This is a genomic window from Achromobacter sp. FW305-C-13 (assembly GCF_058783475.1).
The window spans coordinates 210,468-229,204 of the sequence record NZ_JBYSYN010000004.1 but is presented as its reverse complement, the minus strand read 5'-3'; the positions used below and the strand labels follow the sequence as shown (position 1 = coordinate 229,204).

The window sequence follows — 18,737 nt, the reverse complement described above, 5'->3', positions numbered from 1 at the left end:
ACCGGCCCTAGTCCGTGTTGCTCGTCACGGGATCGACGATGTTCAGGTTGGTGATGAAGCGCTGGAACAGCATGGCCAGCGCCAGCGGGGGCAGAGCGGCAAGCATGCTGGCCGCGGCGAAAAGTCCCAGGTCGGCGCGGAACCCCGGCATCAGCGGAGACAGGCCCAGCAACGAGGCCGACAAGGTCTGCGCGGACGTGCCGCCGGTCAGCACGATGGCGAACAGCAGGTCGTTCCAGCCCACCAGGAACGCGATGATGAAGGCCGCGGCGATCCCCGGCAGCGCCATGGGCAGCGTCACGTGGCGCAGCATCTGCCAGCGCGTGCAGCCGTCCATGCGCGCGGCGCGCTCGATTTCCACGGGCAGCGATGCGAAGTAGCCCATCAGCACCCACGACAGCAGCGGGATCACCGCGGTCAGGTACACGATCCACAGGCCGAACAGGCTGCCCGCCAGCCCGATGGCGGCGAAGAACACGTAGTACGGGATCAGCAGCGCAATGGGCGGCAAGGTGCGCGAGGCCAGCAGCACGTACAGCAGCGGGCCCTTGAGGGGGAATTCGAACCGGCCCAGCACATAGCCCGCCAGTGTGGCGATGGCCGTGCCGACGGCGGCGGCCGGCAGCGCCACCAGCGCGCTGTTCACGAAGCCCGTCATGATGGCCTTGGTCTGCCCGCCGAAGATCGAGTCCGACGTGGACAGGCCCAGTACACGCAGGTAGTTGTCGAAGGTGAACCCGCCCGCGCTGTGCGCAACCCCCATGATGATGGCCGATTCGTCCATGAACGACGCCTTCAGCGTCCAGTACAGCGGGAACAGGCACCAGAACGCGACGAGCGCCACGCCTGCGCCCACCAGCCAGGGGCGCCAGCCTTCGCCGGTGACTTTTGCGGCATCACTGCGCATGGCCGTCTCCCTGGGGGCGTTTCTTGCGGATCAGCATGAAGTAGGCCGTGGCCAGCAGCAGCGACAGCACCGTCAGCAGGAAGGCGGCGGCCGAGGCCAGGCCGTACTTCGAGAATTCGAAGTTGTAGCGGAAGATCAGCAGCGGCAGGATCTGCGTGGACGTGCCGGGCCCGCCGCGCGTCAGCGAGAACAGCAGGTCGAACTGCCGCACCGCTTCCACCGTCATCACAACCAGCACGATCAGCGTCGTGTGCTTCAAATGCGGCAGCGTGATGTGCCGAAAGCGCGACAGCGGACCCGCGCCATCCACGCGTGCCGCCCGGTACAGGTCGCGCGGAATGGTCTGCAATGCGGCCAGGTAGAAAAAGCTTCCCAGCGGCGCGATATGCCAGACGAACGCCAGCGCGACCCAGAACAGCGCCCAGTCGCTGGCCAGCCAGACCGTGGCCGCGTTGGCCAGGCCCAGCGGCGCCAGCAACCCGGTCAGGGCGCCGAAGCTGGGGTTCAGCAGGAACGAGAACACCGTGGCGGTCACCACCTGGGACATCGCCCAGGGCAAGAGCGCCAGCCCGCGCACCAGGCCGCGCAGCGGCATCTCTTCGTTCAGCACCAGCGCGATGCCCAGCGCCGCGGCGAATGATCCCGCCACGCACATGGCCACAAAGCCCAAGCTGCGCCAGATCGCGTCGATGACGGCGGGGTCGGACAGCACTTCGCCGTAGAGGTCGGCGCCGACGAATTCTTCCGTGCGCAGGATGGCGTTGGTGTCGTGCAGGCTGAGCCAGAACGAATAGCCCAGCGGCACGCCGATGATCAGCGTGTTCAGCGCGTACACCGCCACGATCACGGTCAGCGCGAAACCCAGGTCGGACATTTCGCGGCCACCTTGGCGCGCCGGCGCGGGTCGGGCGGGCGACAGGCTGGCGGCGCTCATGACCGCGGCTCCTCGCCGCCGTGCACGCGCAATCCCTGGGCGTCGAACAGGTACAGGCGTGCCGCGGGCAGCGCCAGCGCGATGGGGGCGCCGACTTCATAGCGGCGTTCAGGCGGCAGGCGCGCGCGCAGGCGCGGGCCGTCTTCCGCGCCGACCGCCACGTCCACGAACTGGTCGGGCCCGACCGGCTCGACGGCCCAGACGCTGCCTTGCAGCAGCAGGCCGTCGCCTGCCAGCGGCGCAGGCGCCATGGCTTCGGGGCGGATGCCCAGCGTGGCCTGGCTGCCTTCGGGCAAGGCACGCGCGGCGGGGTGCAGGGCGGCCGGCAATACATGGCGTCCGCCCGCCGTCTGCAGCGCGGGGGCGCCATCGTGTGCATGCAGCGTGCCGCGCAGGAAGTTCATGCCGGGGTTGCCGATGAAGTCGGCCACTTCCATGTTGGCGGGCCGGCGGTAGATGGTGTCGGGGTCGGCGAACTGCAGCAGGTTGCCGCCCGACATCACCGCGATGCGGTCGGCGAGTGTCATCGCCTCGACCTGATCGTGCGTGACGTAGATGAAGGTGGCCTGCAGCGTGCGGTGCAGGCGCTTGAGCTCCACCCGCATGTCCGTGCGCAGCTTGGCGTCCAGGCTGGACAGCGGTTCGTCGAACAGGAACAGGTCGGGGTTGCGCACCACCGCGCGGCCGATGGCCACGCGCTGGCGCTGTCCGCCCGACAACTGATAGGGCTTGCGGTCCAGCATCGATTCCACGCGCAGCAGGCTGGCGGCGCGGTCCACGCGCGCGCGCACTTCGGCCACCGGCATCTTCTGCATGCGCAGCGGAAAGCCGATGTTCTCGCGCACGGTCATGTGCGGATACAGCGCGATGCTCTGGAACACCATGGCCACGTTGCGCCGGTGGGGCGGCACCTGGTCCACGCGCCGGTCGGCGATGCGGATCTCACCGCCCGTGGGCGTGTCCAGCCCGGCGATCATGTTCAGCGTGGTGGTCTTGCCGCAGCCGGACGGCCCGAGCAGCACCACGAACTCGCCGTCGCGGATGTCCAGGTCCAGCGAGCGCACGGCCTGGAAGTGGGTATAGGCCTTCTGGATGCCTTGCAGGGATACGCTGGCCATATCAGCTCCGCTTCAGGATCTTGGCGTACTTCTTGTAGAGCGCATCCCAGCGGGCGCGCAGTTCGGTGGCGACCTGCGCCGGCGTCCTGGACCCCTTGATGAGCATGTCCTGGGCGATCATCTCGTGCATGCCGGTATCCCATTCCTGGTACCAGGGCGCCTTCAGGATGTGGGCGGCGACGGCTTTCTCGCGGCCTTGGAAGAGCCACTGGTAGACCTGTTCGGCCTGGGGCGGGTACATCCACTTCATGATGGCCGCCTTGCTGTCCGCGTCGCGGTACAGCTCCGGGAACGGCACTTCCAGATTGGCCTTGGCGATCCAGTTTTTGTGCGTGGTCAGCTGGCCCGCCTTGTCGCGGTAGCCGAAGTATTTCACCAGTTCCCACAGCGCGGCCTGCTCGGCGTCCGTGCGCTTGCGGGTCGACATGCACAGCAGCGCATGGCCCACCAGCACCGTATCGTGCGTGGCGCCCGGCACGACGGGGTTGTAGCTGGAGTACGCGGCGATCTGGCTCTTGGCCGGATCGTTGTAGTTGAAGCTGTAGTAGTCGATGTTCAGGTGGAAGGCGTGCTGGCCCTTCATCCATGAACTGGACGTCTCGGTGCCGGACCAGGTCAGCACGGCGCGCTGCACCAGCTCGTCGTCCCACCAGCGCTTCCAGTCCGTCAGGACTTTCACCAGCGGCGTGTCGCGGCCGAAAGTGGCGCGCAGGTCGTCGTCGACGAAGCGTTCGCCTTCGGCAAAGCACTGCGCGATCAGGGCCCACGGCAGGCCGGTCCAGGCGTTGTACCAGGGCATCAGCATGGGGTGCTCGGACAAGCCCTTTTTCTTGATCTCGCGGGCCTGCTTCTCGACCGTGGCCCAATCCTGCGGATAGTCCGCCGCGTTGGCGGTGCCGCCGAAGCCGGCTTCGCCCAGCATCTTCTCATTGCGGAACAGCGCGAACGGGCCGCCGTTGTAATACGTCAGGCCCAGGTAGCGGCCGTCGGTGGCGCGGGCATCATCCACGATGCCGGGGAACATCTGCTTCTGGATGTCGGCCAGGCCGGGCATGTCGTCGATCGGGCGGATCCAGCCTGCCGCGTACCAGCGCGACGCCTGGCCGCGTTGCGCGTAGAACATGTCCAGCGGCGCCTTGGCGGCCAACTGGGTTTCCAGCACCGCGGCGTAGTCGCCGGGAATGGGCGACAGGTTCACCGGCACGCCGCTTTCCTGCGTGAAGCGCGCCGCGCCTTGCTGCACGATTTCACTGCCCCACGGCCAGAAGGCGAAGGTCAGCGGCGAGGGCGCCTGGGCCAGGGCCTGCAGGGGCCAGGCGCCTGCCGCCAGACCGGCGGCGCCGGCCAGGCCTGCGGCGCTGCGCAACAGGAAGTCGCGGCGGGCGGGATCCGCCTGGCCATCAAAGGGTGAACGCTGGGGCATGCTGGACTTCCTTGCGGTTGAGAAGACAACAAAGAGAGGGTGCAGCGAAGCGGTGTGGCCGGTGTGGGTGCGGCCGCTGTTGTGACCATGTGGTCACATTCCGGGTTCAAGATATTGCTTCGGGGGGATCGGCAGCAAGGGGGGAGTTTCCCTAGGAGGGCGGGAGTGCGTGCGCCGACGGCGTTCGCCGCCGGCGTGTCGTCAGCGAGCCAGTCGACTTACAGCCCGATGGCCTTCAGGTCGGGGTGGCGGCGATGCCAGTCGGTCACGGCCTGGAAGGCCATGCCGATCTTGCCGAGCGTGCCTTCGGCGTTCGGCTTGCCCAGTAGTTGCACGCCCAGGGGCAGGCCGCCGGCGGTGAAGCCGGCCGGCAGCGCCAGTCCGGATGCGTTGACGTAGTTGCCCGCGCGGGTGAAGGCGGCAAGCGGCGTGGCGGCCTCGTCCACGTCGGCCAGCAGGCGGGCGCCAAACGGCGCGCAGGGCGTCAGCACAGCATCGATGTTGCGCATCCATGCCAGCCATGCCTGGCGTGCCTGCGCGTGCGCCTGCAACGCGGCGATGTAGTCGGCGGCGGACACGCCCTTGCCGGACAGCACGCGGGCGCGCACATATTGGCCGATGGGCTGCGCCGCGTCTTCGATGTATTCGCGGTGCATGGCGTAGGCCTCGGCGGCGATGATCTGGCCGTTGCGCAGCATCATCTCGCGGAAGTCGAAGGGGAAGGGCGTTTCGGCTACCTCGGCACCGAGGTCGACGAGCACGCGGCGCGCGTCATCCAGGGCAGACAGGGCGTCCGCATCCACGGCGATGGGATGCTGCGACGGCGGCATCAGCGCAATGCGGATGCCGCGCAACGGATGCGCGCCGGTGGCGGGTTCCTGGATCTGGAGGGCGGGCAGGCCTTGCGTCAACGGATCCTGGGCATCGGGCCCGGCCATCAGCGCGGTCAGCAGCATCGCATCGCGGGTGTCGCGCGTGAGCGGACCGATGGAGTCCAGCGTGGTCGACAGCGCTACCGCGCCATGAAGGCTGATCAGCCCGCGCGTGGTCTTCAAGCCCGTGATGCCGTTCAACGCGGCGGGAATCCGCACCGAGCCACCCGTGTCCGACCCCAGCGCGGCAGGCGCCAGGCCGGCCGCCACCGCTACGCCCGATCCGCTGGACGAGCCGCCAGGAATGCGCGGGGCCTGCAAGTCCCAGGGGTTGCGCGGTGTGCCCATGACGGGGTTCGTGCCCCAGCCGCCGAACGCGAATTCGACCATGTGGGTCTTGCCCAGCATCACCATGCCGGCGTCCAGCAGGCGCGTCACCGCGGTGGCCGTGACGCTGCTGCGGCGCTCGCGCCAGGCCTCGGAGCCTGCGGTGGTGACCTGGCCCTGGATGTCGCACAGGTCCTTGGCGGCCACCGGCACGCCGTCCAGCGGGCTGAGCAGGCCATAGCCGGCGCGGCGGCGCGCATCGGCGGCTTCGGCCAGGCGCAAGGCGCCGACGCTGTCCACGCTGACATACGCGCCCAGCGCCGGATTGGCCTGGGCGATGCGGTCCAGGAAGTGCTGCGTCAATTCCACCGAGCTGTAGCGGCCTTTGGCCAGGCCGTCGGCCAGCTCGCCGAGCGTGGCAAATGCAATTTCAGACATGTTTTCCTCAGGTTGGGGGGCCGGCCGTGCGGGGCGCGCACGGCCGGCTGTGCAAAGCGCGACTAGCGTTTGGTCCAGTCAGGGGCGGGGTAAACGGGTTTCGCCGTGGCCACGTCCGCGGGCCACACGGGCACCATGCCCTTGCCCGGCAGCAACTGCACCACCGGGAAGGGCATCAGAAGCTGCTTGCCCGTGTCGTCGATGGCGTAGGGGCCGGCCATGACCGTGATCTTGCCGGACAGGTCCATCGACGCCTGCTTGAGCGCCGCGGCGTCCGTGGAGCCGGCCTTCTTCACGACCTCTTCCGTGACCGCGCCCGCGCCGTAGGCCAGCGCCGTCTGGAAATCGGGCGGGAACTCGGCCTTGGGAAAGCGCTGGTCGTAGGCGGCCGCGAACTGTTCGCGGCTCATGCCGGCGTTGACGTTCCAGTTGATCGCGGGGTGGTAGTTGGTATGGCTGTAGATGTAGTTCGCGTCCGCGCCGATGGCCTGGAATTGCGGGGTCGACGCATACACCATGAACACGTACGGGAAGTTGATGTCCAGCTGCTTCATCTGGCGCGTCATGCTGATCAGGTCGCCCTCATAGGACGTCGGCACCAGCGCTTCGGCGCCTGCTGCGCGCGCCTTCTGCAAGATGGTGCTGAAGTCCTTCTGGCCCTTGGGGTACTTCTCGAACATCACGACTTGCATGCCGTTCTTCGTTGCCTGTTCGCGTCCGCCTTCAGCCAGTCCGGCGGGGAACGGTTCGTCGGAATACAGCAGCGCCACCTTCTTCACGCCCTGGTTGGCCGCCAGCTCCATGTTGGCGCGCAGCATCGCGGACACCGGCATCTGGGTGCCCGACACCATGTTCTTGAATCCCTGCTTGTACAGGTCGTCGCTGGCGGCGGACCAGACCATCATGTATTTGCCCAGCCGCTCGGTGACGGTGGCGGCCGCGGCCGTCAGCGTGGAGCCGAAAGGCGCAAACACCAGATCCACTTTTTCATCGACAATCAGGCGTTCGTAGACACGCGTGACCATCTGCTTGTCGCTGCGGTCATCCAGCTTGACCAGCTCGACAGGGTATTTCTTGCCCTTCACCTCGATACCGCCACGGCGATTGACGTCTTCCACCCACAGTTCCACGCCCCGGACGCCGGATTGCGAGGCCAGGGCGAAGCTGCCCGTGGACGAGACCGTCATGCCCACCCGGATCTTGTCCGAGGTTTGGGCGGTGCCGGTAGCGGGCGTCAAGGCGGCGATGGCCATGGCCAGCGCCGGTAAGCGGAACAACCAGGATTTAGCGAACATGGGATGTCTCCAATCGTTATAGATTTGGGGGCCTCGCCCCGCCGCGAAGCAGGGATCCAGAACCCGGTATTGGGCAATAATTGCCCAATACGCGACAAAGCGTATAACAAATAGGCATGGAGCGCACGCCTTGAATAAATTGAATTACCGGCAGACGGAAATGCTGTGGGCCATCGTCATGGCCGGGTCGATCAGCGGCGCGGCCCGCCTGCTGAACATTTCGCAGCCGGCCGTCAGCCGGATGCTGGCCCAGACCGAGAAGAGCATGGGTGTGACGCTGTTCGAGCGGGTGCGCGGGCGGCTGCGCCCCACCTCGCAAGTGCACAGCCTGTTTGAGGAAATCGAAAAGACGCAGCGCATGATGCAGCGGGTCAATGACCTGGCCGATGCCCTTTCCGAGCATGGCACGGGCGTGCTGCGCCTGGCTTCCATTCCCAGCCTGGCGCAATTCCTGGTGCCGCGCGCGGTGGCCCGCTTCCAGCAGCGCCATCCGGAGCTGCTGCTGCGGCTGAATACCTCGGTCCTGCCCAGCCTGATTTCCGATGTGCTGCAGGGCGAGGCTGAGCTGGGGCTGGTGGTCATGCAGGCGGACCATCCCTTCCTGACCTCGCAGCCGCTGCATGTGGGGCGCATGGTGGCGGCCATCCCCAAGGGGCATCCGCTGGCGGGGCAGGCGTCTGTCAGTCTGGCGGATCTTTCCCCGCATCCGCATATCGTGGTGGGCACCCGCATGCCCTTCGGCATGCTCGTGCTGGGCGCGTTCGAGCAGGCCGGGCTGCCGTGCCGCATGTGTGCCGACGTGCCCTGGAGCCAGCTTGCGTGCGCGCTGGTCAATGCCGGGGTGGGGATCGCCGTTGTGGATGAATTCACGGTCATGCAGAACACCATGCCGGACGTTGTGATCGTGCCGCTGCAAGAGTGCATTCCCCTGAATATCTCGGCCGTCTACGCTAGCAACCGGGAGCCGTCACAGATCGCCTTGCGCTTCATCGACGAGCTGCGCGGGGTGCTGGCCGAGGCGTTTCCGGACCCGGATAAGGGTTAGTCCTTAACTTGCAGTTATGGTTTGAACTGTTCATAATCGCCTCCAAATAGAGCGGCCATCCAACCCGAGACGGCCCGGAGGAAGACATCATGAGCAGCAGTCCCGCCCTGGCGGCGGGCGCGGCTTCGCATCGCGCGCAGGATCTGCGCGCCGTGCAGTTGCGCACCCGCATCGCAGTGACCCTCTTCGCCGCGCTGGCCGCCGGCCTGGCCGTGATCCCGATGGCGACCTCGAACATCTCGTTCGCGTTCTACCTGATGCTGTGGATCACCATGGCCAGCGCCATGAACATCTGCGTGGGCTTCACGGGCTATCTGCCGTTCGGCTATGTGGTGTTCTATGGCGTGGGCTCCTACGCCACCGGCATCTGCTACAAGATCATGGGCTGGCCCATCCTACCGTCGCTGTTGGCCGCCGGCGGCGTGGGCCTGGCGATCGCGCTGCTGCTGGCGCCCACGCTGCGCCTGCGCGGCGTGTATTTCGGCATCGTGAGCCTGGCGTTGGCCACCATCGTCAAGCTGGTCATTTCCGACCTGCCCCAGTCGTTCACGGGCGGCAGCATGGGCATCATCCTGTCGCGCGCCAACAATCCCACGCACAGCTACTACGCCATGCTGATTGTCATGGGCGCCACGCTGGCAACTGTCACCTGGCTGTCGGTATCGCGGCTGGGCCGCGCGCTCAAGGCCATCCGTGACGATGACGGCGCGGCCGCTTGCGTGGGCATCCACGTTCCCAACACCCGCCTGAAGGCCTGGCTGCTGGCCGCCTTGTTTCCCGCGCTGGCTGGCGGCATCGAGGCCTGGTACACGAACGTCGTCGACCCGGAATACGCCTTCAACGTGCTGATCACCGCCAAGAGCATCATCTACGCGATGGCGGGGGGCTTCGGCACCATCCTCGGCCCTGTGGTCGGAACGCTGGCGCTGGTGGGCATCGACCACATGATCTGGCAGAAATTCCCGGTGGTGAACCTGCTGCTGCTGGGCCTCATCATCGTCCTGCTGATGCTGTTCCTGCCCCGCGGCATCATCGGCAGCCTGATCAAACGCAAGCCGCAACTGCGCCGCTACATCGCCTGAGGACCCGCCATGACCGGACTGCTTATCCAAGGCCTGATCAACGGCCTGATCCTCGGCGCCATCTACGGCCTGATCGGCGTGGGCCTGAACGTCGTCTTCGGCGTGCTGCGGGTGGTGAACTTCGCGCACGGCGAATTCCTGGTGCTGGGCGCGTATTTCGCCTTCTACCTGATGGAATACGCGGGCATCAACCCACTGGTGGCGCTGCCGCTGGCGTTCGCGGCGTTCTTCCTGGCCGGCTACCTGCTGTACTTCGTCCTGATCCCGCGGCTGTCCAAGGCGGACGATCCCGAGATCAGTTCGCTGCTGCTGATGTTCGGCGTGTCCATCATGCTGGGTGCGCTCATGCTGCTGGCGTTCGATGCCGACGCGCGCTCGCTGCCCTACGAGATCGAACCCGTCTTCCTGAAGTTCGGTCCGGTCCTGATCCCGACCGTGCGGCTGCTGGCGCTTGGCATCGCGCTGGCGATCATCGCCGCGCTGACGGTGTTCCTGTACCGCACGCAGCTGGGCAAGGCCCTGCGCGCCATCATCATGAACCGCGACGCGGTCCGCATCGTGGGTATCAATGCCGAGCGGCTGTCGGCCGTGGCGTTCGGGCTGGGCGTGGGCCTGGCTGCCGCCAGCGGCGTGCTGGTGGCCATGGTGTTCCCGTCGTTCTCGCCGTTCATGGGCAACGACTACACGCTGATCGGCTTCATCGTCATCGTGCTGGGCGGCTTGGGCCATCCGGTTGGGGCGCTGGTCGGGGCGCTGCTGTTCGGCATCACCGAACAGGTGTCCGTGGTGTTCTTCAGCCCCTCCATCGCCACCATCTGCGGTTTTGCGCTGATGGTCGCCACGATCTTCATCCGGCCCAGCGGCTTGTTCGGCCGCCAGGCGCTGCGTTAACAGCCCCGGGAGACGGACGCATGTTGAAAGTCACGAATCTCAAGAAGCGCTTTGGCGGCCTGGTGGCGTTGCAAGGCGTGGATCTGGAGGTGCCCAAGGGGTCCATCCTGGGCATCATCGGCATGAACGGCTCAGGCAAGACCACGATGCTCAACTGCATCAACGGCATCTACACGCCGGACGAAGGCCGCATCGAACTGGACGGCCGCGAGATCGGCGGGCGGCAGGTCCATGAAGTGGCCCGGTTGGGCGTGGGCCGCACCTTCCAGGTGCCGCGCATCTTCCGCCAGCTCAGCCTGCTGGACAACCTGGACGTGGCGCAGCAGCAAGCGGGCCGCAGCGCCGACGAGCGCTACGCGCAATCCGAATATTGGCTGCATAAGGTCGAGCTGCACCGCCTGCGGCACAACTACGCCGAAGAATTGTCGGGCGGCCAGCAAAAGCTCGTGGAACTGGCGCGCATCATGGTCGCGCGGCCGAAAGTCGTGCTGCTGGACGAACCGTTCGCCGGGGTGAATCCCGCGCTGGCGCAACTGCTGATCTCGGTGATCCGCGAACTGCCCACCGAGCACGATTGTTCGGTGGTGCTGGTCTCGCACGACCTGACCTCCATCTACCAGCTGTCCCACCACATCATCGTCATGAACGAAGGCGCCATCCTGAGCCAGGGCAACGCCGATCACGTGCGCGCCGACCCGCGGGTGGTCGAAGCCTATCTGGGAGCCTGACATGAGCACCGCCATCCTTGCGCTGGAAGACGTGACCGTGGCCTATCACGGCGACATCACGATCCTGAACCGCATCAACGTCCAGGCGCGCGCAGGCAAGGTCACCGGTGTGATCGGCCCCAACGGCGCCGGCAAGTCCACGGTGCTCAAGACCCTGTTCGGCTTTCTGCCGCCGCGCACCGGGCGTATCACGCTGCGGGGCAAGGACATCAGCGCGCAGCCCTCGCATGAGCGCGCCAGCCATGGCGTGGCGTTCGTGCCGCAGCACCGCAGCCTGTTCGGCGACCTGTCCGTGCACGACAACCTGCTGCTGGGCTGCTGGCCGTTCCGCGGCGACAAGGCACGGGTGCGCCAGCGGATCGACTCGGTCTATGACCGTTTCCCCATCCTGGCGCAAAAGCGCAACGACCCCGTCTCCAGCATGAGCGGCGGACAGCAGCGGTTCGTGGAATTCGGACGCGCCCTGCTGATCGAGCCGTCGGTGATCCTGCTGGACGAGCCCACGGCGATGCTGGCGCCCAAGATCTCCAAGGAAATCTACGCGCTGATCCGGGGCTTCGCGGACGAGGGCATGACGGTGGTGCTGGTGGACCAGAACGTGCGGCGCTGCGCCGAGGTGTCCGACTACATGTACATCCTGGAACTGGGACGCAACAAGGCGGAAGGCTCGCGCGAGGCGTTCGAGGAAGAGGGCGGCCTGCGCGAGATGGTCGCCTCGTGGATGGACTACAAAATCGATTGAGGCGTCGACAGGAACCCGCCGGGGCGCACCCCGGCGGGGCCGGCGTCAGAGGACGCCGCGTATCCCGGCAATGCCATGCGCGCCATGGCGCAGCGCCTGCGATACGGTCTGGGTGGATTGCCCGCCCAGCGCGAAGACCGGGATGCCGGCATCGCGGTTGCCTTGCACGAAGCCTTCCCAGCCCAGCGTCTGCGCGCCGGGGTGGCTGGGCGTGTCCAGTACGGGACCCAGCACTGCGAAGTCAGCGCCAAGGTCGCGGGCATGGACGACCTGGGCATTGTCGTGCGCCGACACGCCGACCAGCGCGTTCTTGGGCAATTCGGGGCGGGCGGTCAGGCGCGCCGCGTCCGCCGTGCGCAGGTGCACGCCGTCGGCTTCCTTCCACCAGGCGGCAGGGTGCGCGCTGTTGACCAGCACGCGGGCGCCGGCCGCTTGGCAGCGTTTGACCACCTGTTGCAGCACCTCATGCAGCGAGCTTGCGCCCGCGCCATCCGGCCACTGCGGTTCCCGAAACTGCACGAGCTTCACGCCGCGCGCCAGCGCGGCTTCCAGACGGCCCAGGAAGGCGGCCACGCCTGCGCGCGAACCGATCGAGCTGATGCCATAGGTGGTGGGCAGCTGCAGCCAGCGCAGCGGGGGCAGGGTGGCGGGCAGCAGATCGCCCACCGAGGCCGCGTTGGCCGGATCCACCCATTCCAGGCGCTGGTTCTCCAGGCTTTGCGGTTCGCCTTCCCAGCCGGTGACATGGCAGAAGGCCAGGCGGACCGTCGTGTGCGGGTAGACGTGCACGTAGGTGACCCACTGGCGCGACTGCGTGACGCGGATGCCGATTTCTTCCTGCAATTCACGGGCCAGCGCCTGCAGCACGGTTTCACCCGGCTCGAGCTTGCCGCCCGGCAGTTCCCACCAGCCCGACCATGGCTTGCCTTCGGGCCGCTGGCCCAGCAGCAGCATGCCGTCGGCGCGCAGGATCAGGCCGGCGGCGACGTCGACGATCTTCTCAGACATGGCGGGCCGCCCAATCGCGCGCAAACTGGTAGGCCACGCGGCCCGAACGCGAACCGCGTTCGATCGTCCATTGCAGCGCTTCGGTGCGCGAAGGCTCGATGTGCGCCTCCGGGCAGCCCAGCTCGCGCAGCCAGTGGTAGACGATGTCCAGATAGTCGTCCTGCTTGAAGGGGTAGAACGACAGCCACAGGCCGAAGCGCTCGGACAGCGAGATCTTTTCTTCGACCGTTTCGCCCGGATGGATTTCGCCATCGGGCTGGTGCTTGGCCTGCAGGTTTTCGCTCATGTATTCCGGCATCAGGTGGCGCCGGTTGGACGTGGCGTAGATCAGCACGTTGTCGCCCGAGGCAGACACCGAGCCGTCCAGCACGGACTTCAGCGCCTTGTAGCCGGGTTCGCCTTCCTCGAACGACAGGTCGTCGCAGAACACGATGAAGCGTTCGGGGCGCGAGGCGACGAGTTCGACGATGTCGGCCAGGTCGCCCAGGTCGGACTTGTCCACTTCGATCAGGCGCAGCCCGCGGTCGCCGTAGGCGGCCAGCATGGCTTTGACCAGCGAGCTTTTGCCGGTGCCGCGGGCGCCCGTCATCAGCACGTTGTTGGCCGGCTTGTGCGCGAGGAACTGGACGGTGTTGCGGTCGATGGTGGCCTTCTGGCGCTCGATGTGCTGAAGGTCCTCCATGTCGATGCGGGCAACATGGCGTACCGCATCCAGCCAGCCGCGCGAGCCGCGCTTACGCCAGCGGAATGCGTGCGCGCTCCAGTCGATTTCCGGCGTGGCCGGGGGCAGGAAGGCTTCAAGCTGCGCCAACACGCGCTCGGCGCGCTGGATGAGGGTAGAAAATTCGGTTGCGGTCACGTCTGCATCCTCGGGGCAAAGCGGCGTTTCCGCACGCCGCCATTTTGTTGTTTGTTGCTATTGCTCGGGACTTCTGTCCGTCGCTCTCGCGGCGGGGTTTTTTTCGCCGCCATCACGGTGGACTTGTAGGATGGGTGGAGCGCGAGGGTCTTGATGCAAGTTCCCCGGCGGTCGTCGCGCGAAACCCATCAGGCAGCGCCGAGTTCTTGGCAGGTTCAGCCATAACCCAGCATCTGCCTGATGGGTTTCGCGCGTTGGGCATCCGTGTTCTTGCCTGGACGTTCTCGCGCTACACCCATCCTACGGCCGGGCGGCTTCTCTGTGAAGGTCACCCATACGGCCGGAGCGTCTTTCCTTACGAACGGTAGTCGGCGTTGATGGTCACGTACTCGTGCGAGAAGTCGCAGGTGTAGACCGTGTCGCTGACGCCGCCGCGGCCCAGCGCGATGCGCACCGAGATCTCGGCCTGCTTCATCACGCGTTGACCGTCGGCTTCCTGGTAGTCCGGGTTGCGGCCGCCGTTCTTGGCCACCAGCACGTCGTCCAGCCACAGGCGGATGTTGGACACGTCCAGGTCGTCGATGCCGGCGTAGCCGATCGCGGCCAGGATGCGGCCCAGGTTGGGGTCCGACGCGAAGAAGGCGGTCTTGACCAGCGGCGAATGCGCGACCGCGTAGGCGACCTTCAGCGCTTCCTCGGTGGTGCCGGCTTCTTCGACGCGGATGGTCATGAACTTGGTGGCGCCTTCGGCGTCGCGCACGATCTTCGTGGCCAGCTCCAGCGCGGCGGCGGTCAGGGCCTGGCGCACGGCGGCGTAGGCGGCGTCGGACTCGCTATTGACGTTCACGCCCGACTTGCCGGTGGCGGCGATGATGAAGGAATCGTTGGTGGACGTGTCGCCGTCGACCGTGATGCGGTTGAACGAGGCGTCGGCGATTTCCACGGCCAGGCGGCGCAGCAGCGGCTGGGCGATGCCGGCGTCGGTCGCCAGGAAGCTGAGCATCGTGGCCATGTTGGGGCGGATCATGCCCGCGCCCTTGCTGATGCCGGTGAAGGTCACGGTCTTGCCATCGATCTGCACCTTGGCCGACGAGATCTTCGGCAGCGTGTCGGTCGTCATGATGCCGTGGGCGGCGCTGGACCAGTGGTCGGCCGCCAGGTCGGCGATGGCGCCCGGCAGGCCGGCAACCAGGCGGTCCAGCGGCAGCGGCTCGAGGATGACGCCGGTGGAGAACGGCAGGATCTCGGTGGCCGGCACGCCCAGCAGCTTGCCCAGCGCGGCGCAGGTGTCGTTGGCTTTCTTCAGGCCTTCTTCGCCGGTGCCGGCGTTGGCGTTGCCGGTGTTGATGACCAGCGCGCTGATCGGGCCGCCGGCGGCCAGATGGGCCTGGCAGACCTGCACGGGCGCGGCGCAGAAGCGGTTGCGCGTGAACACGCCGGCTACGCTCGTGCCTTCGGCCAGGCGGAAGACGGTAAGGTCGCGCCGGTTGGCTTTGCGGATGCGGGCCTCGGTGACGCCGATTTCAATGCCGGCAACAGGAAAAATTTCGGACTCGGAGGGGATCTGCAAATTAACGGCCATGACTTCGTCTCTTGAATGGGCAGGACGGAATCGCCGCCAGGCAAGGCGGCGCGCGGGGGAAAGTTTCGTATTATCCCACCGGTTTGCGGCAGGGGTTTGTCAGGCGCCGGTCAGGGGGCCATCCGCATAGCGGCCACGTCCAGCACTCCGGCCTCGCGGTTGCTGAGCACGCTGCGCACGGTGCCGTCCGGGGCTTGCAGTACCGACAGGCCAGCTGCGACGTCTTCACCGCCGGTGCGCCGCGCCGAACGGCCGCGCGACGGCGAAAACAGCAGGTCGCCCGGCTGGGCGCCGGGCAGGCGCGGGTTCGCGGCCAGCACGCGGGTGCCGGGCGGGTAGGTCATGGCGCCCAGCACGGTCTCGCGCGCCAGCAGGCCTTCGAAATCCAGGATGCGGCGTTGGCCGTCCAGGTGCATGTCCACCTTCAGCAGCGGCATCTGGCGCAGGGTCAGGGCTTCGCTGCCTTCGGTGCGCAGCAGCCAGCGCGCCGTGGACCCGGGCGCATCCGGCGCCGTGCCGCGCGCCGCCTCGTCGACCTTCAGCCAGGCCCCCGGGGGCACGGGCTGCTGGTCCAGCGTGTTGCCGATGGCAAGGTGGCAACTGGCGAATCGGGGCTGGCCTCCCTGCATCACGAATTCGATCCGGTGGCCGTGCGCGCACAGCCAGCCTTCCTGCGCCTGGTCGCGGGCAATCTCGGCCGACAGGGTCTCGGGCTGCTTGGGCGTGGCGGGGTAGCGAAACAGTTGGGTGGCGGCCACGCCCAGGATGGGGGCGGGCTGGGTCTGGGGAAACACGGCGCGGTCGAACGAGGCCAGTTCGCCCGGCCGGGTCAGGCTGAGCACGGTGCCTGCCGGCATGTCCACGCCGGCCAGGCGGGCGGCGTGGGCCAGCGTCGTCTTGCGGCCGGCGTCGGCCTGGGCGTCGCGCTGGGCGGCGAACCACAGGCTGAACTGCTGGTAGGGAAAGATGGCGCCGATCAGCGCCAGGAAGGCCATCAGCGCGGTGCCGGTGCGCCGGTGCTCGCCCAGCCAGAGCCGCGCGTTGCGCGTGGTGGCCAGGACGGCCAGCCAGGTCAGCAACGTGGCGAGGCAGGCCAGCGAGGCCGCCATCAGCACATAGAAATTACCGCCAGGAAGAGAAACCGGAATCATGGCGGCAATTATGCGCCAAACCGGGCGCGGATTTCAGCGCCCTCGGCGCAGCGTCTAGCTCTTGGCGGATTCGGAACGGGTGGCGACCACCTGCAGCTTGAGCTCGCCCAGGGCCTGGAACAGCGCGTTGCGGGTGGATTCGGGCAGATCGCCGAACATGGACTTGACCCAGGACTCGTGGGCGCGCGCCATGCGGGCGAACGTCTTCTTGCCCTGCGGCGTCAGTTTGATCAGCGAACTGCGGCGGTCGGATTCCACCTTGGTGCGCACGACCAGTCCTTCCTTTTCCAACTGGTCGGTGATGCCGGTGATATTGCCGTTGGTGACCATCATGTGGCGCGACAGGTCACCCATCTTCATGCCCTTGGGGGCGCGCTGCAATTGCGCCATCAGGTCGAAGCGGGGCAGCGTCGTGTCGAAGTCGTTGCGCAGGCGGCTGCGGATCTCGCCTTCGATGAGATTGGCGCAGGTCAGCATGCGCAGCCACAGGCGCAGCGCGTGGTGGTCATCGGGCGCGGCGCGGGATTCCAGGTCGGGAGCGTCAGTCATGGCTAGGGAGGATACCGGGAATGCGTGAGGAAGCGGGCGCCAGACCCATCTGCTTGAAGCGGGCGCGGGTCAGCGGGCTGGGGGAGGCGTTGAGCGTCAGCACGATGTCGGGTACTGTCGCGTGTGCGTTGTAGTGGACGTCCAAGTCTGCGCGGTCAACGTGGCGGTAGAGGGTAACCATGGCGGTAGATTTCAGTGTTATCAGGCCGGCTATTGACTGGCCTAGTAAAAACCCTTTGGTAAAAACCCTAGTCTTGTTTTGGAGAATACTTTAAACCTAAACTATGAACCGCGCCAGTTTTCCCTATGCTCTCACAACGGGATCGTGGCGTAGCAAGCAATATCTTTGCAAGCCAGTTTGACGGCGGCGCAATGGCGCCGGCAGGCCGGGCACAGAAGTCATTCGAATCGCACCCTCTATAAGAACACCCTCTGCGCGGGCTCGCGCACGGAGCACACCACCATGCGTTTGATCACTTCCCTTATCGCCGTCGCCGCGCTGGTGCCGGCCGTGGCCATGGCAGACACCGTCAAGGTCGGCATCGCCAACGATATCTCCGGCCCGTTCTCGGCGCTGGGCGCCGAAGCCCGAGACGGCTTCAACCTGGCCATCAAGCAACTGGGCAGCAAGCTGGGCGGACAGCCCGCCGAATTCGTGCAGACCGACATGGGCGGCAACCCCGACCAGGCCCGCCAACTCGTCACCCGCTACATCCAGCGCGACAAGATCGATTTCTTCACCGGCCCCATCGGCTCGAACGTGGCGCTGGCCGTCGGCCCCGCGCTGTTCGCGGCCAAGGTGCCCTACCTGTCGAACAACCCCGGCCCCAGCCAGTTCGCCGGCGCCCAGTGCAACAACTACTGGTTCGGCACGTCCTACCAGAACGACGCCTTCCACGAAGCGGCGGGCAAGGTCGCGGCGGACCGCGGCTTCAAGAAGATGTTCATCATGGCCCCGGACTACCCGGCGGGCAAAGACGCGCTGACCGGCTTCAAGCGCGGCTACAAGACCGCCCCGGGCGACGAGGTCTACACCAAGCTGGGCCAGATCGACTACGCCGCCGAGATCGCGCAGATTCGCGCCGCCAAGCCGGACGCGGTCTATATCTTCCTGCCGGGCGGCATGGGCATCAACTTCGTCAAGCAGTTCGTGTCGGCCGGCCTATCGCAAAGCGTCAAGCTGATCGGCCCGGGTTTCTCGGCCGACGAAGACGTGATCCAGGCCGTGGGCGACCCCATGCTGGGCATGTACAACACCGCGCAATGGGCGCATGACCTGGACGTGCCGCAGAACAAGATCTTCGTGGATGCCTTCCGCAAGGAATACAACGGCCGCTACCCGTCCGTGTACGCCGCTCAGGCCTACGACGTCATCATGGCCATGGATGCCGCGGTCAAGCAGGCCGGCGGCAAGGCCTCCGACCGCGAGGCCGTCATCCGCGCGCTGGAAAAAGCCGACTACCCGTCGGTGCGCGGCAGCTTCACCTACGGCAAGAACCACTACCCGATCCAGGCCTACTACCTGCGCGTCGTCGACAAGGACGGCAGCGGCCGCATCACCAACAAGCTGGTGGGCAAGGTGTTCGACAAGTACCAGGACGTCTACGTAGGCGACTGCAAGCTGTAAGTAGGGCCCACCCCCGACGCGCTGCGCGCTTCCCCCTCAAGGGGGGCGTCGCTGCGGACCGGCGAAGCCGGCTCCGCGCGACCCCGCTCGGGCGGGCACGTTTCGTGGGCTGCGCAGGGCGGGCCGCGTGAGGCATAACCAGGTGGTTTGGTGATTTGG

18 protein-coding genes are annotated in these 18,737 nt (G+C 66.7%); 6 read left to right on the top strand and 12 right to left on the bottom strand.

Going from position 1 to position 18,737, the window contains the following annotated elements; genetic code table 11:
- Positions 1-7: 7 nt before the first annotated feature.
- The 6 genes from AC3WMU_RS24690 to AC3WMU_RS24665 all read right to left on the bottom strand — a co-directional run bounded on the left by AC3WMU_RS24690 (position 8) and on the right by AC3WMU_RS24665 (position 7,314).
- Positions 8-907 carry a carbohydrate ABC transporter permease gene (locus tag AC3WMU_RS24690; protein ID WP_454676094.1) on the bottom strand — a complete coding sequence of 300 codons (900 nt, stop codon included), beginning with the start codon at positions 905-907 and terminating at the stop codon, positions 8-10.
- Positions 897-1,841, bottom strand: a complete 945-nt coding sequence (locus AC3WMU_RS24685; RefSeq protein ID WP_454676095.1) for a carbohydrate ABC transporter permease — start codon at positions 1,839-1,841, stop codon at positions 897-899. The genes AC3WMU_RS24690 and AC3WMU_RS24685 overlap by 11 nt, the downstream gene beginning before the upstream one ends.
- Positions 1,838-2,959 (bottom strand): ABC transporter ATP-binding protein, encoded by a 1,122-nt coding sequence (locus AC3WMU_RS24680; protein WP_006228022.1) that lies wholly within the window; start codon positions 2,957-2,959, stop codon positions 1,838-1,840. The genes AC3WMU_RS24685 and AC3WMU_RS24680 overlap by 4 nt, the downstream gene beginning before the upstream one ends.
- A gap of 1 nt (position 2,960) precedes the next feature.
- The gene (locus AC3WMU_RS24675) at positions 2,961-4,382 is read right to left on the bottom strand and encodes an ABC transporter substrate-binding protein (RefSeq protein ID WP_492283091.1); all 1,422 of its coding nucleotides are present in this window, start codon (positions 4,380-4,382) and stop codon (positions 2,961-2,963) included.
- Between the two features lie 218 nt (positions 4,383-4,600).
- On the bottom strand, positions 4,601-6,019 hold the full coding sequence (locus AC3WMU_RS24670; RefSeq protein WP_006228024.1) for an amidase: 1,419 nt from the start codon (positions 6,017-6,019) through the stop codon (positions 4,601-4,603).
- Positions 6,020-6,081: 62 nt separating this feature from the next.
- Complete coding sequence (locus AC3WMU_RS24665) at positions 6,082-7,314, bottom strand: amino acid ABC transporter substrate-binding protein (RefSeq protein WP_006228025.1); 1,233 nt, start codon at positions 7,312-7,314, stop codon at positions 6,082-6,084.
- 160 nt (positions 7,315-7,474) lie between these two features.
- Here AC3WMU_RS24665 and AC3WMU_RS24660 point away from each other — a divergent pair, with 160 nt between their 5' ends.
- The 5 genes from AC3WMU_RS24660 (at position 7,475) to AC3WMU_RS24640 (ending at position 11,802) form a co-directional block, all read left to right on the top strand.
- Positions 7,475-8,359 carry a LysR family transcriptional regulator gene (locus AC3WMU_RS24660; RefSeq protein ID WP_492283255.1) on the top strand — a complete coding sequence of 295 codons (885 nt, stop codon included), beginning with the start codon at positions 7,475-7,477 and terminating at the stop codon, positions 8,357-8,359.
- An 89-nt stretch (positions 8,360-8,448) separates the two neighbouring features.
- Complete coding sequence (locus AC3WMU_RS24655; RefSeq protein ID WP_006228027.1) at positions 8,449-9,441, top strand: branched-chain amino acid ABC transporter permease; 993 nt, start codon at positions 8,449-8,451, stop codon at positions 9,439-9,441.
- A 9-nt stretch (positions 9,442-9,450) separates the two neighbouring features.
- Positions 9,451-10,332 (top strand): branched-chain amino acid ABC transporter permease, encoded by an 882-nt coding sequence (locus AC3WMU_RS24650; protein ID WP_006228028.1) that lies wholly within the window; start codon positions 9,451-9,453, stop codon positions 10,330-10,332.
- 20 nt (positions 10,333-10,352) lie between these two features.
- Entirely contained in the window at positions 10,353-11,060 is a 708-nt protein-coding gene (locus AC3WMU_RS24645; protein ID WP_006228029.1) for an ABC transporter ATP-binding protein, read from the top strand.
- A 1-nt stretch (position 11,061) separates the two neighbouring features.
- Positions 11,062-11,802, top strand: coding sequence for a branched-chain amino acid ABC transporter ATP-binding protein (locus AC3WMU_RS24640; protein WP_006228030.1), 741 nt, complete (start codon positions 11,062-11,064; stop codon positions 11,800-11,802).
- A 45-nt stretch (positions 11,803-11,847) separates the two neighbouring features.
- Here the strand turns inward: AC3WMU_RS24640 and AC3WMU_RS24635 are convergent, their stop codons facing one another.
- The 6 genes from AC3WMU_RS24635 to AC3WMU_RS24610 form a co-directional block, all read right to left on the bottom strand.
- The gene (locus AC3WMU_RS24635; RefSeq protein ID WP_492283090.1) at positions 11,848-12,810 is read right to left on the bottom strand and encodes a Nudix family hydrolase; all 963 of its coding nucleotides are present in this window, start codon (positions 12,808-12,810) and stop codon (positions 11,848-11,850) included.
- Positions 12,803-13,669, bottom strand: a complete 867-nt coding sequence (locus AC3WMU_RS24630; protein WP_006228032.1) for an ATP-binding protein — start codon at positions 13,667-13,669, stop codon at positions 12,803-12,805. Before AC3WMU_RS24630 ends, AC3WMU_RS24635 begins: the two co-directional genes overlap by 8 nt.
- Before the next feature lie 355 nt (positions 13,670-14,024).
- A complete protein-coding gene (gene argJ / locus AC3WMU_RS24625) occupies positions 14,025-15,251 on the bottom strand; it encodes a bifunctional glutamate N-acetyltransferase/amino-acid acetyltransferase ArgJ (RefSeq protein ID WP_492283089.1) in 1,227 nt (408 codons plus the stop codon).
- A gap of 110 nt (positions 15,252-15,361) precedes the next feature.
- Positions 15,362-16,402 carry a hypothetical protein gene (locus AC3WMU_RS24620; protein WP_492283088.1) on the bottom strand — a complete coding sequence of 347 codons (1,041 nt, stop codon included), beginning with the start codon at positions 16,400-16,402 and terminating at the stop codon, positions 15,362-15,364.
- 54 nt (positions 16,403-16,456) lie between these two features.
- Positions 16,457-16,951, bottom strand: a complete 495-nt coding sequence (locus AC3WMU_RS24615; protein WP_006228035.1) for a MarR family winged helix-turn-helix transcriptional regulator — start codon at positions 16,949-16,951, stop codon at positions 16,457-16,459.
- Positions 16,944-17,132: a hypothetical protein gene (locus tag AC3WMU_RS24610; protein ID WP_006228036.1), complete on the bottom strand. Its 189-nt coding sequence runs from the start codon at positions 17,130-17,132 to the stop codon at positions 16,944-16,946. Before AC3WMU_RS24610 ends, AC3WMU_RS24615 begins: the two co-directional genes overlap by 8 nt.
- 282 nt (positions 17,133-17,414) lie before the next feature.
- Here AC3WMU_RS24610 and AC3WMU_RS24605 point away from each other — a divergent pair, with 282 nt between their 5' ends.
- A complete protein-coding gene (locus AC3WMU_RS24605; RefSeq protein ID WP_006228037.1) occupies positions 17,415-18,578 on the top strand; it encodes an ABC transporter substrate-binding protein in 1,164 nt (387 codons plus the stop codon).
- The last annotated feature ends 159 nt before the right edge of the window (positions 18,579-18,737 follow it).